We start from the raw sequence: 12,819 nt of genomic DNA on the forward strand, positions 1-12,819 counted from the left end.
AACGATACTTATCCCTTCATTGTCTTGCCCGAGGAGAGTCCGAGTGAAAAAAACCCTGCTGGCCACCCTGCTGCTGGCCGCCTTCGCGGCGCATGCCGACACGCCCAAGTTCGATCCGCAACGCCTGTCGCTGCACGTGAAAGTGCTGGCCTCCGACGAATTCGAGGGCCGCGAGCCGCACACGGCGGGCGAAACGAAAACGGTGGATTACCTGGTCGACCAGTTCAAGGCGGCGGGTGCGCAGCCCGGCGGCGACATCGTTGGCGGCAAGCATGGCTGGACGCAGGAAGTGCCGCTGGGCCGCTTCCAGATCAAGGGACCGGTCGCCCTCACCGTCAACGCCGGCAAGGATGCCCTGAGCTGGACGCAGGGCGAGCAGATCGCCGTGCGCGCGTCGATGAACGGCAAGCCGCTGGTGGACTTCAGGAATGCGCCGCTGGTGTTCGTCGGCTATGGCGTGACGGCGCCGGAGCGCAACTGGGACGACTTCAAGGGCCAGGACCTGAAGGGCAAGCTGGCGGTGGTGCTGATCAACGACCCCGACTTCGAAACGGGCGCCGGCGACTTCGGCGGCAAGGCCATGACCTACTACGGCCGCTGGACCTACAAGTTCGAGGAACTGGCGCGCCGCGGCGCGCTGGGCACGCTCATCGTGCATGAAACGGCGCCGGCTTCGTATGGCTGGGCCACCGTGAAGAATTCGAACACCAACGTGATGTACGACATCGTGCGCAAGGACCCGGCGAAATCGCATGCGCCGATGGAAGCATGGATCCAGCGCGATGCGGCGGTGGAGCTGTTCAAGCGCGCCGGCCTCGATTTCGACGCGGCCAAGAAAGCCGCGCAGGGCCGCGACTTCAAGCCGGTGGCGCTCAACGGCGTGACCCTGTCGGCCCGCTACGCGGTCGATGCGCAGGTGATCAAGTCGCGCAACGTGATCGCGCGGATTCCCGGCAGCGAGCGCGCGGACGAAACCATCATCTACAGCGGCCACTGGGATCACCTGGGCGTGGGCGCTCCGGATGCGAAGGGCGACAAGATCTACAACGGCGCCGTCGACAACGGCACCGGCATGGCCGCGCTGATCGAGCTGGCGCGCGCCTACGCGAAAGCACCGGCGCCGAAGCGCAGCGTGGTGTTCCTGGCCGTGACGGCCGAGGAAAAAGGCCTGCTGGGCTCCGAATACTATGCGGCCAACCCGGTCTACCCGCTGGAGAAGACGGTGGGCGTGATCAACGTGGATGCGCTGAGCCCGCACGGCCCGTCGCGCAACTTCACGATCTCCGGCAGCGCGAAACTGGACCTGCTCGATCTGCTGATCGCCAAGGCGCGCCAGCGCAACCAGGCCTACGCGCCGGATCCGAAGCCGGAAGCGGGCTACTTCTTCCGCTCCGACCACTTCTCGTTCGCCAAGCGCGGCGTGCCGGCATTCTCGTTCGGCTCAGGCGAGGACTGGACCACCGGCGGCACCGCCGCCGGCAAGGCCGAGGAAGACAACTACACCAAGGACCGCTACCACCAGCCGGCCGACGAATGGAATCCGACGTGGACCTTCACCGGCCTGGCCAGCGACCTGGAACTGCTGTACGGCGTGGGCCGCGACCTGGCCGACTCGCGCACCTGGCCGAACTGGGGCAAGGATTCGGAGTTCCGCGTGCTGCGCGACGCCAGCGCGGCGAAGCGCTGAGCCGGCGCCGGCCGGTATCGGAGCCCGCCCTGGTGGCGGGCTTTTTTCATGGTGCAACTTTCAGGAGCATCGCCCCCCGCCCCGGCTTGCCCGGCGCGTGCGCGGCGGCGCAGCACACCACGCCGCCGGTCAGCAGCACCATCGCCGCGCTCTCGGACATCGTCGGCCAGCGGCCTTCCCACAGGAAGCCGTACAGCAGGCCGAACAGCGTCTCGAACACGATCATCTGCCCCGCCAGCGCCAGCGGCAATGCGCGGCTGGCATGGTTCCACAGCGCGTTGCCGAGCACCGAACAGAGCATGGCAACGGCGCCGACGATGCCAACGAACTTCCACCATGCAGCGCTGTCATGCATGCCGTCCGCCAGCAGAAAGGCGGGCACGGCCAGCACCAGCGCCTCGATCCCAGTCACCACGCCCGTCAACAGGCTCCACTCGCGCGCCGACACCGTCGTGATGCGCGCAAGCACGCGGCTGTTGCCGACGACGTAAAGCGTCCACGATACCAGCGCCCCCAGCGCGCACAGCAGGCCGGGCAGCGAACCCGTGCCCGGGGCGGACAGCGCATCCCAGCCGATGCAGGCCAGGCCGGCGGCACTGAGTGCGAGCGATGGCGCCAGCCGCCGCAGCGGCACGGCATGCCGGTCGCGGCTGCCGGCCAGCGTGACGGCGATGGGCGCCAGGCCGATCACCAGCGACGCCATCGCCACGCCGCCGGACTGCACGGCGGCGGCAAGCAGTACGTAGTAGACGATGTTGCCGGCCAGGCCGAGCCAGACCAGCGCGCGCCATTCCGCCCGGCCCAGGCGCTGGCGCAGCGCATTCCACGACGGCGCGACCAGCACGGCGGCGATGATGCCGTAGGCAAGGTAACGGCCTGCCGACAGCTGCATCGGCGCAAAGCCCGGCGCCAGTTCCGGCGCGAGAAAGATCAGCCCCCACAGGGCGCCGGCGGCAATGCCCGCGGCAATGCCGCGGCGGTGATCCTTGACCATCGTGAAACCTCCTGAAAACAGGGATTCTCGACGGTCGCGATGGGGATTTCTTGATGTTTCCTACAGCGTTTTTGTCCCGTTCTCCAGGCTGGCGCGGCGGTAGGCGGCCGGGGTCGTATCCAGCGCCGCGCGCAGCGCCCTCGTCAGCGCGCTCTGGTCCGCGAAACCGGCGGCCAGCGCCACCTCGGCAATGGACAGGTTGCCGGCGACGAGCAATTCGCAGGCGCGATCGAGCCGCCGCGCCATCAGCCAGGCATGCGGGCTGGCATCGAGTTCCGCGCGAAACAGCGCATGCAGGCGGCTCACGCCGATGCCGGCATGGCGCGCCATCGATTCCGTGGTCCACGCCTGCGCGGGTTCGGCCTCGATCTGCGCGCACAGCATCGCCAGCCGCGATGCCGGCCGTACCGGCGTGTCGGCCAGCGCGTCGAGCAGCAGCGGCACCCAGCCTTGTACCAGCCCGGGACGTACCTGCCAGGCTCCCGCCATCAGCGCCATGTACTCGAGCAGCTTGCGCGCGGCCGGCCCGAGCGGCGTGAACGGCCGCTCCAGCAGCCGCTGCCAGTCGCCCTGCGCGAAGAAGCCGGTACCGGCTTCGATGTCGACGACGATCGACCGGTTGCTGCCGGCGCCGCACTGCGCATGCCACGCGCCCGGCGCCACCAGCGCGCCGTGCAGCGGATCGAGCCGCCCTGCCCGGCCCTCGATGTCGAGCATCACCACGCCGGCGACAGGCAGCACCAGCTGCGCGAACGCATGGCGATCGGACTCGCGCTGCGCACCATAGCTGCGCAGGTGAATGTCGGCTGCAGGGATTTCAGGCATGACGGTGGCGAAGCTCCGGGGTGAATCACAAGTATAAGGCGCCAGACATTATTCCGCCGCCAGGCCGAGCGCGGCGAAGTGCAACACCCATTCGCGCCGGCCGTCGACGCCGATCAGCGCGGCGGCCGCGTCGTCGTAGAACGCGCCGACCGGGCAGGCGCCGAGGCCGCGGGCGGTGGCGCCCAGCAGCCAGCGTTCACCGACCAGCCCGGCCTCGAGGAACGCATGCCGGTAGCCGCGTGCGCCTTCGGCGAACAGTGCCCGGCGGTCGGCGGACAGCACGAGCACCACGGCGGCGTCGCCGATCACGGCCTGCGCCAGCGCGGCCGACTGCGCCGCGGCGGCGAAATCGCCGCTGCGCACGCGTTCGAGGGCATGGCCGCGCCCGTAACGGTACACGCCCGGCGCCAGGCCCTGCACGCGATTGACGACCAGGTGGATGCGCACCGCGGTGGACAGCTGGGGCGGCTGGCGCATGTCGGCCAGGATCGCGGCCAGCACCGGCAGCGGCACCGCTGCGGCCGTGAAGCGGCGCTTGCTGCGCCGCTCGCCGATCGCCCGCGCCACCGGCATCGCCGATGGCTGCGGTGCCGGCAATGCGATGCCGCCGGCACCGTGAGAGGACGGCAGCCGCAGCGATGTGGCCTGCTGGACGCGGCTGGTGGCGCCCAGCGCGGCAGCGCCCCCTTCCACCGGCGAAAACACGGCCGGCGGCGGCCTGCCGGCCGCGCTGCCCAGTTCCATCACCGCCAGCGGCGCCTCGCGTTCGCCATCGATGGCCAGCGTGGCGGCGAGGCGGCTTTCGTCGAAACGCGGCGACAGCACGGCGTGCAGCCCGGCCGCGTGCGCCGCCACGCGCAGGTTTTCCAGCACGTGCCCGGCATCGGCCACCGCGTAGCGCCAGGCGCGTTCGCGGTACTTGTAGCCGCTGCGGTGGAAGATGGAAGTCAGCACGACAGCGGCATCGGCATCGCTTGCGAACGGCGCACCGGTCGCCGCGGGCAGCGGCCCGAGCGATACCAGGCGCTCGCGTTCCGCATCGTAGTGGTAGATGCCCTGTGCCAGCCCGCCCACCCGGCGTGCCAGCAGGTACAGCTCACTGGGGAACAGTCCGCCGGACGACGGCGCGGCGCGCAGTGCCTGCCCGCCGCGCCGCTGCGTGATGCCGGCCGCGAGGTACAGCAACGTGGCCACTTCCGCCAGCTGCGGCGGCCCGGTACGCGGCCGCGGCGCCGGCGCCCGCAGCGCCGCCGACAGGCCAGCCGTGGCGGCGGCGCCACGGCCGAGCGCGATGTCGAGCGCAATGCCCGGCACATCCGGATAGCGCTTGAACGGCAGCGGCGCGTCGCCCCAGTCGATGCCGGGCGCGCTGCCGAACACGCCGGTGCGCGACAAGGAAGAGTGCTGGTGAAAGCGCACCACCGCGGCCACGGCCTCGTCGGGTGCGGCAGAGGGGGCCGGTGCCGGTGCCGGTGCACGCATCGTGCCGGCCAGGTATCCCGCCACGAGCGCCAGCGCGGCTAAGCCGACCAAGCCGGCCAGCGCCGCCGGCGAGCGCCGCGGTTGCGCGGTCCCGGCCGCTGCGCGAGCGCCGCCGCGCAGCGTGCGCCACACCACGGGCAGGTTGAACCACAGGTGCAGCGCCACCAGCAGCAGCGTGCCGTAGCCGAACAGGTAGTGCCAGTCGAACACCGGCAACTGCTGGTTGGCCACCCAAAAAATTCCCAGCCCGGCGGTGGACAGCAGGTATAGCATTAGCAGTACGCTGAGATGAACGTTCAGCGCGTGACGCGATGGCTTCCGCCCGCGCACCAGCGCGGCGCCCAGCCAGGCGCCATACAGCGCCAGCGGCAACAGAACCCAGGCGAGCTTCGGCATGGCGCCTCCCGCGAACGACGGTCACTTGATGGTTGCTCGATGGATGGTCGTTGATCCATTATTGATCCATTCCGCGCAGCCCGTACCAGCCAGATCGGAACCCGCGCCATCGCCGTCACTCTAACCCAGTCTACAGGAAGGGGGATGATGATGATGAAGAGTAAAACGATCCTGGCGGCCGCGGCCGCCCTCGCCGCCGGCACGGCGGTACTGGCGCCCTCGCTGGCCGAGCGGCGCGGCGGATTCGATCCCGTGCTGGCCGGCACGGCCACCTGCATGTCGACCCAGGCGGGCCGCCCGCCGCTACTGGACAAGCTGGTGCTGGCACAGGCCGAAACGGCACCGTTCCGGCCGTCTGCCAGGCCGTCGGCACAGCCGGCCCCTGAATCGCTTGGCCCTGCGCCGCCGCTCTACGACAACCTGGGCACGCTGCATGTGCCCGTCACAACGAAACAGCCGAAGGCGCAGGCCTATTTCGACCAGGGCCTGCGGCTGACATTCGGCTTCAACCATGCCGAAGCGGCGCGTGCGTTCCGCGCTGCACGTACGATCGATCCGGGCTGCGCGATGTGCTGGTGGGGCGAGGCGCTCGTCCTGGGCCCGAACATCAACGCACCGATGTTCCCTCAGGCGATCGCACCGGCCCATGCCGCGGCCCAGGCGGCCGTGCGGCTGGCGCCGAAGGCGAAGCCGGTCGAGCAGGCGCTGATCCGCGCCGTGGCACGGCGCTACGATGCGTCGCCGACCGCCGACCGGGCGGCACTGGACAAGGCCTATGCGACGGCCATGGCGGAAGCCGCGCGCGCCTTCCCGAACGACGACACGGTACAGGTGCTGTTCGCCGAATCGCTGATGGACCTGGCGCCGTGGGATTATTGGGAAGCCGCCGGCAGCCGTCCGAAAGGCCGCACGGCGGAGATGGTCGATGCGCTGGAGCGCGTGCTGGAACGCAATCCGAGCCATCCGGGCGCCGCCCACTACTACATCCATGCGATGGAAGCCTCGACCCACCCCGAGAAGGCGCTGCCGTCCGCCCGCCTGCTGGCGGCGCAGGCCCCCGGCGCCGGCCACCTGGTGCACATGCCGTCCCACATCTACTACCGCGTGGGCCTGTACAGGGAGGCGCTGCAGTCCAATCTCGATGCGATCGCGGCCGATGAAGCCTACTTCGGCAACGCCGCGAGCGATCCCGTCTACAAGGGCGCGTACTACCCGCACAACATCCACTTCGTGATGGTGTCGGCGCTGATGGGCGGCGATGGCCGCACGGCGCTGGATGCGGCAGCCAAGCTGGACCGGTCGCTGCCGGTCGAGCTCGTGAAGGAATTCGCGATGATGCAACCGGTCAAGGCGGCACCGTATTTCTCGCACGTACAGTTCTCCAGCGCCGATACGCTGCTGGCCCTGCCCGATCCCGGCAATGACCTGGTGCTGGTGAAGGCCATGTGGCATTACGCGCGCGCCGTGGGCCATGCGCGCAAGGGCGCGCAGGCCGCGGCCGGCCGGGAAATCGCCGCGCTGGCCGCGCTGGAACGCACGGCCGACTTCAAGCCGATCGAGGCGGCGAACGTGCCGGCGCGGGATATCGTGCGCACGGCCCGGGCGGTTGCCGCGGGCCGCGTGGCCGATGCGCGCAATGACCTGCCGGCGGCGATCAAGGCATACCAGGAAGCGGTGGACGTACAGGATACGCTGCCCTACACCGAACCGCCGTACTGGTACTACCCGGTGCGCCAGTCGCTGGGCGCGGCCCAGCTGCGCGCCGGCCGGCTCGACGCCGCCGAGCAGACGTTCCGTGCCTCGCTGGCGCGCACGCCGAGCAACGGGTGGGCGCTGCGCGGGCTCGTCGAAGTCTACCGGCAGCGTGGCGACCGGGCGGCACTGTCTGCGGCGCAGCAACGCTTCGAGTCCACCTGGCTCGGCCGCGACGGGCCGCCGGCACTGTCGCTGCTGTAATGCCACGGCTGCGGAGTGGCGGTCGAACGCCGCGTGCCACTCCGCCACATCGCCGCCCGGTATCAGCCGGGGCGGCGGCATCGTCCGCCCGGCGCCGTGTCCAGGACGGCAAGCCGGCACGGCATGCCTGGTGCTACTTCCTTCTTTGCCACGACTGTGAGTACCCAACAACAAGTTGGCAGTTAATGGATGACTTGTACTGCCGGGCACGCTATCCTGTGTTGCTTATAGGAAATTTAACCAACAGCAGCAGCATCGTGCCCTTCAACGACATCGCGCACTGGCGTAACCAGATCTTTACCCTGCTGCTTTCGATCGTCGCCGTGCTCGGCACGATCGCGGCACTGCCCAGCATCGCCATCACGCTCTACATCGGCCGCTGGAATATCGCCGTCGTGGATGCGATCGCGCTGGCCTGGATCCTGGTGCTGTGGCGCGCCCGTGGCCTGTCATACCGCGCGCGGGTGCTCAATTTCCTGGCGATCCTGTATTTCATCGGCGTCGCGATGATCCTCACGGCTGGCCCGATCAGCCAGGCTTTCCTGCTGGCGCCGCCGGTACTGGCTGCGGTACTGCTCGGCACATGGCCCGCACTCCTGACACTGACGCTGTCCGGCGCGACGATCGGCGTACTGGGGCTGACGGGGCTTTCGAGCCTCTATGTGAACGGCATTCCAGGGCATGACGTGCTGCCGAGCCTGGCCGTAGTGCTCAATTACCTTTGCATCGGCCTGCTGCTGACGCTGACCTGCAGCGCCATGCTGCAGCGCCTGTCGCGCTCGCTGGCGGACCTGCGCACGTTCGCCGGATCGCTGGAAGACGGCCGCAGCGCGCTGCAGGCGGCCAACGGCGAACTGCGGCTGACCGCCGCCGCCGTGGCCCGCCTCAACGACATGGTCATGATCGCCAAGGCCAATCCCCTGCCGAGCGTGGAGCAGCCGATCGTGTTCGTCAACGACGCGCTGCTGCGCCGCAGCGGCTACACCCGCGAGCAGATGCTGGGCCAAAGCATGCGCATGCTGCACGGCCCCGAAACCGATCACCGCGAAGTGGCACGGGTGATACACGCGATGCACACGCTGGAGCCCGTGACGGTGGAACTGGTGAACTACACCCGTGCCGGCGAACCGTTCTGGGTGGAGATGGAACTGGTGCCGTTCGCCGACGAGGAAGGAGTCAACACGCACTGGGTACTGGTGGGCCGCGACGTGACCGAACGCAGGAAGGCTGCCGACGCGATCCACCAGCTGGCGTTCTACGATGTGCTGACCGGCCTGCCGAACCGCCGCCTGCTGATGGACCGCATGCAGCAGCAGCTCGATACCGGCGCCGCGGCGCCGCACGCGGCCGTGATGTTCATCGACCTCGATCACTTCAAGAATGTCAACGATGCGCGCGGCCATGCGACCGGCGACCTGCTGCTGCGCGCCGCGGCGCAGCGCCTGGCGCAACTGGCCGGCACCACCGACACGGTGGCCCGGCTGGGCGGCGACGAATTCGTGATGCTGCTGGCCGGCCTGGACACGGGCGATGCCGAAGCCGCGCACGGCGCGCTGGCGATGGCCGCGCGCGTTCGCGCGGCGCTGGCGCAACCCTTCGATATCGGCGGCCAGTGCTACCAGTCGTCGGCCAGCATCGGTGTGACGCTGCTGCCGCGCGCCGGCCAGACGGTCGACGACCTGCTGCGCGAGGCGGACATCGCGATGTACCGTGCCAAGGCCGGCGGCCGCAACGGCGTAGCGCTGTTCGAAGACACGATGCGCGCCGAAGTGGAACGGCGGCTGACGATCGAGCGCGATCTCGGCCAGGCGCTGGAGAACGGCGAACTGCAGATGCATGTGCAGTTGCAGGTCGACCGCGACGAGCGGCCGGTCGGCGCCGAACTGCTGATGCGCTGGCGCCGCGCCGATGGCACGTCGATTCCCCCGGACGTTTTCATCCCCGCCGCCGAGGCCAGCGGCCTGATCGTCAAGCTGGGCTACTGGGCGCTGCGCCAGGCCTGCCTGGCATGGCTGCGCCTTTCCGCCGCCGGCCACGCGCTGCCGCTGTCGGTCAACGTGAGCCCGTCGCAGTTCCGCGAGCCCGATTTCGTGGCGCAGGTGCGCACGATCCTGCACGAGACGGGCGCACCTGCCGCGCAGCTGATCTTCGAAGTCACCGAAGGGCTGCTGATCGAGAACCTGGACGATACGATCGCGCGCATGCACGAACTGGCGCTACTGGGCATCCGCTTCTCGATCGACGACTTCGGCACCGGCTACTCGAACCTGGCCTACCTGAAGCGCATGCCCCTGTACGAACTGAAGATCGACCGCAGCTTCATCCACGATACCCCGGGCGACGCCAACGGCACGGCCATCGTGCAATCGATCCTGGCGATGGCCGCGCACCTGGGCCTGCGCGTGGTGGCCGAAGGCGTGGAAACGCAGGATCAGGCCGCGTTCCTGGCCGCGCACGGCGGTCCCGGCATGCAGGGCTACCTGTTCGCGCGGCCGATGCCGTTGCAGGACATGCTGGCGCTGCTGGAGCGCACCGCGCCGCACGCCGCCGTCGTTGCCTGACGGCTCGCCGCCAGGCCGCTGCCGCGCCCCTGTCGTTGCCTGACCTTCGGCGCGGCTCAGCGGTGCATGGCGCCGGGCAAACCGCATGCCAGCATGCCGCCCACCGCGATCTCCCGTTCGAAGTCCGACAGTTCGCCGCGCACGGCCAGCACCTTCCTCGCCTCGGCGGCGGTGAAGTCGAAGCCGCTGCGGCTGCCCAGTTGCGCCAAGCCGGCATAATCGATGATGCCGTTGCCGAAGCACGGCGCGACCTCGGCCTGCAAGGTGCTCATGCGGTTGACGTGATGACGGAAGCTGCGGGCGGCGTCGATGGACATGGATTCTCCCCTAAAATTATTTTTATGCAATTTTTGTAACCTACTTGCAATTATTTTAGTATGAAGCAGCCGGTCCGTTCAATGGCTTTCAGCGCAGGTCGCCGGCCAGGCGCGGCGACGACAACAATGTCTTGAACGCCGCCCACCGCTGCGCGCGCGCCTGCCGCGGGTCGGTGGCGGTCACCTGCCGTTCGACCCAGGCCTTCACGAGATCCTTGCCGAGGTTGTAGTTGATGACATACCCGCGCAGCGCGTCGTAGAACTGCACGCGCTGCCCGGCTTTTTCGGGCGGATACAGCGCCACGTTGACCAGCCATTCGATCGCCTGCTCGCGGCTGAAGCGCCCTTCCAGGTACTGCATCGCGTTGTCGTTGTCCGCATAGGAAAGCTGCGCCAGCAGTTTTTGCAGCGCGGCGTAGCTGCCCGCCAGGGCCGGGTCCAGGCCGGCGAGCGGGTACAGAACGTCGCGTTCGAAAGCCATCCGTTCCTCGTCCGGGAACGCCATCTCGATGCCGTAGTTGGCGCTGCCCTCGGCGATCAGCGACATCGGCGAGTACAGCGGATAGACGCTGAATTCGACCCAGTTGCGGTCCTTCACCAGGTGCTTCTCCAGCAGCGCGTTGTAGGCATGGTGGCCGGGATACCCTTCGTGGCAGCCCAGGTCCACCGCGCGTTCGATATAGATCGGGAATTCGGTATTGATCTGGATGAGGCTGTGCGCATCGCCCTTGTACCAGTTGTAGCCGGACCAGGGCTTGCCGGTCACGAACTCCAGCACGAAGCTCTCGTTCGCCGGCAAGGCCAGGTGCGGCGCGGTGCGCGCGCGGCAGGCGGCGATCGCCGCATCGAACACCGGTTTCAGGCGCTCCTTCGGAATCGCGAAGCGGGCGCGAAATGCCTGCACGCGTTGCGGCAACGGGCCCTCGCCCGGCACCAGCGCATCGATCTTCTTCAGCAGCGCCTCGTAGTAGGCACGGTCGTGATGCGGAGTGACGGCGTCGTACAGCAGCGCGGTTTCCTCGTCGAAGCGGAACTTCTTCCCATCCAGCATGTCGACGCGGGCACCAAGTGCGCGCAGCTGCTTTTGCAGGAAGGCCACGCGCAGCGCTTCGTCACCGCCGGCGGCCCGCCTGCCGGCCAGCTCGCCCAGCGCCGCCTGCGCATCGGCGCGGATCGCGGCCAGGCTGCGCTGTTCCTTTTGCGCCTGCGCCTGCAGCGCCGGCGGGCCGTAGTACGCGTCGACATAGCTCGCATCATGCTGGCCCACCGCCAGCACCAGCTTGCGGTAACGCTCCGCCACATCCTGCACCGAAGCGGCCAGCGCCCCGCCCGCGACGATCATCGCCAGTCCTCCCGCCACCAGTTTTTTCATGCCTTCTCCTCCCGCTTTTCCGCAATCGGCCAGTGTAGTGGCGGCGCAGGCTCGCCGCAATCCTCCGGCGCGCGCAGGTTGAGCTGGGTGGGGTAGGCAATCTCGATGCCCCGTTCGGCCAGTCCGCCCATCACGCCGAGCAGCACCGCCTGGTTGGTATCCATGAAGACGAAATAGTCGGCGGTCTTGATCCAGTACACCACCTCGTATTCCACCGCCCACTCGCCCAGGTTGCGCAGGTGGGCCCGCTCGAACGACGCGTTTTCCTCGAGACTGTCGATGATCTCCTTCACCATCCCGGGAATGGCGGCCAGCCGGTCCGGCGGCGTGCCGTAACGCACGCGGATCAGGAAGGCGACGCGGCGCGAGAACATCCGGGTCTGGTTGGCGATGCGCGACTTGAGCATGTCGCCGTTGGCGAAAATGATCTGGTCGCCGCCCAGGCCGCGCAGCCGGGTCGTCTTCAGGCCGATATATTCGACGGTGCCGAGCTGTTCGCCGACGATGATGAAGTCGCCCACGACGAACGGCTTGTCCAGCACGATCGACAGCGAGGCCAGCAGGTCGCCCAGGATGTTCTGCACCGCCAGCGCCACCGCGATGCCGCCGATCCCCAGGCTGGCCACCAGCGTGGTGATGTTGAAGCCCAGGTTATCGAGGATCATCAGCACGAACACGAGCCAGACGACCATGCGCAGGATGAAGTCGATGATCGCCGTGGACGCCACGCCGGCCGCGCTGTCGGCACCGCCGATGGCGGCCTGCCGGTAACGCCGGCGCCACACACGCACGCCGGTGTCGGCCCATATCGAGGCCTGGACCAGCATCGTCGTCACGGCCACGCGCCACAGCCAGACTTCATACTTGCGGGCGAACTCCAGCATCAGCGAGCCCAGGTACAGCGCGATGATCACGATGGCGAGGCTGTAGGTGTTGCGCAGCATGCGCACGAACCAGTCGTCGATGCGCGTTTCGGTGCGCTCGGCAATGGCGTCGAGCCGGTGTATGAGGAAGGTCCGCGCGACGATCACCAGCACCGCGGCGGCAAACGCCACGGCCAGCGCGGTCGCCCAGTCCTGGATCGGGTTGCCCAACAAAACATAACGCATGCACTCTCCTTTTTGCTCGCGAGAGTGTACCGAAGCCATCCCTCCCGGCGCGCACCCCTTGCCGCCGCGAACCGCGCCGGGCAACACGTGGATCGGCGCAACTGTTCAGTGACGCCCGGC

The 12,819-nt window shown here is 68.6% G+C and carries 9 protein-coding genes; 3 read left to right on the forward strand and 6 right to left on the reverse strand.

Translation table 11 applies throughout. The features are described 5' to 3' along the window. Positions 1-43 precede the first annotated feature (43 nt). A complete protein-coding gene (locus GJV26_RS10135) occupies positions 44-1,687 on the forward strand; it encodes a M28 family metallopeptidase (RefSeq protein WP_189441866.1) in 1,644 nt (547 codons plus the stop codon). A gap of 46 nt (positions 1,688-1,733) precedes the next feature. Here the strand turns inward: GJV26_RS10135 and GJV26_RS10140 are convergent, their stop codons facing one another. Genes GJV26_RS10140 through GJV26_RS10150 form a run of 3 tightly spaced genes read right to left on the reverse strand, consistent with a single transcriptional unit; the run spans position 1,734 to position 5,384 of the window. Continuing rightward, positions 1,734-2,681: a DMT family transporter gene (locus GJV26_RS10140; RefSeq protein WP_155708708.1), complete on the reverse strand. Its 948-nt coding sequence runs from the start codon at positions 2,679-2,681 to the stop codon at positions 1,734-1,736. A 60-nt stretch (positions 2,682-2,741) separates the two neighbouring features. Continuing rightward, positions 2,742-3,506 carry a helix-turn-helix transcriptional regulator gene (locus GJV26_RS10145; protein ID WP_155708709.1) on the reverse strand — a complete coding sequence of 255 codons (765 nt, stop codon included), beginning with the start codon at positions 3,504-3,506 and terminating at the stop codon, positions 2,742-2,744. A 48-nt stretch (positions 3,507-3,554) separates the two neighbouring features. Continuing rightward, positions 3,555-5,384, reverse strand: coding sequence for a SagB/ThcOx family dehydrogenase (locus tag GJV26_RS10150; RefSeq protein ID WP_155708710.1), 1,830 nt, complete (start codon positions 5,382-5,384; stop codon positions 3,555-3,557). A 144-nt stretch (positions 5,385-5,528) separates the two neighbouring features. Between GJV26_RS10150 and GJV26_RS10155 the strand changes: the two genes are divergently transcribed. Then, a complete protein-coding gene (locus tag GJV26_RS10155; protein WP_229419247.1) occupies positions 5,529-7,340 on the forward strand; it encodes a tetratricopeptide repeat protein in 1,812 nt (603 codons plus the stop codon). A 257-nt stretch (positions 7,341-7,597) separates the two neighbouring features. Further along, positions 7,598-9,901, forward strand: a complete 2,304-nt coding sequence (locus GJV26_RS10160) for a putative bifunctional diguanylate cyclase/phosphodiesterase (RefSeq protein WP_229427928.1) — start codon at positions 7,598-7,600, stop codon at positions 9,899-9,901. A gap of 56 nt (positions 9,902-9,957) precedes the next feature. Here GJV26_RS10160 and GJV26_RS10165 read toward each other — a convergent pair whose 3' ends face one another. The 3 genes from GJV26_RS10165 to GJV26_RS10175 all read right to left on the reverse strand — a co-directional run bounded on the left by GJV26_RS10165 (position 9,958) and on the right by GJV26_RS10175 (position 12,699). Then, positions 9,958-10,218, reverse strand: coding sequence for a hypothetical protein (locus GJV26_RS10165; protein WP_155708712.1), 261 nt, complete (start codon positions 10,216-10,218; stop codon positions 9,958-9,960). 88 nt (positions 10,219-10,306) lie between these two features. Beyond that, on the reverse strand, positions 10,307-11,590 hold the full coding sequence (locus tag GJV26_RS10170; protein ID WP_155708713.1) for a hypothetical protein: 1,284 nt from the start codon (positions 11,588-11,590) through the stop codon (positions 10,307-10,309). Next, positions 11,587-12,699: a mechanosensitive ion channel family protein gene (locus GJV26_RS10175; RefSeq protein WP_173346176.1), complete on the reverse strand. Its 1,113-nt coding sequence runs from the start codon at positions 12,697-12,699 to the stop codon at positions 11,587-11,589. The genes GJV26_RS10170 and GJV26_RS10175 overlap by 4 nt, the downstream gene beginning before the upstream one ends. Between the last annotated feature and the right edge of the window lie 120 nt (positions 12,700-12,819).

Origin of the sequence: Pseudoduganella dura (genome assembly GCF_009727155.1) — a bacterium.
GTDB classification, from domain to species: Bacteria; Pseudomonadota; Gammaproteobacteria; order Burkholderiales; family Burkholderiaceae_D; genus Rugamonas; species Rugamonas dura.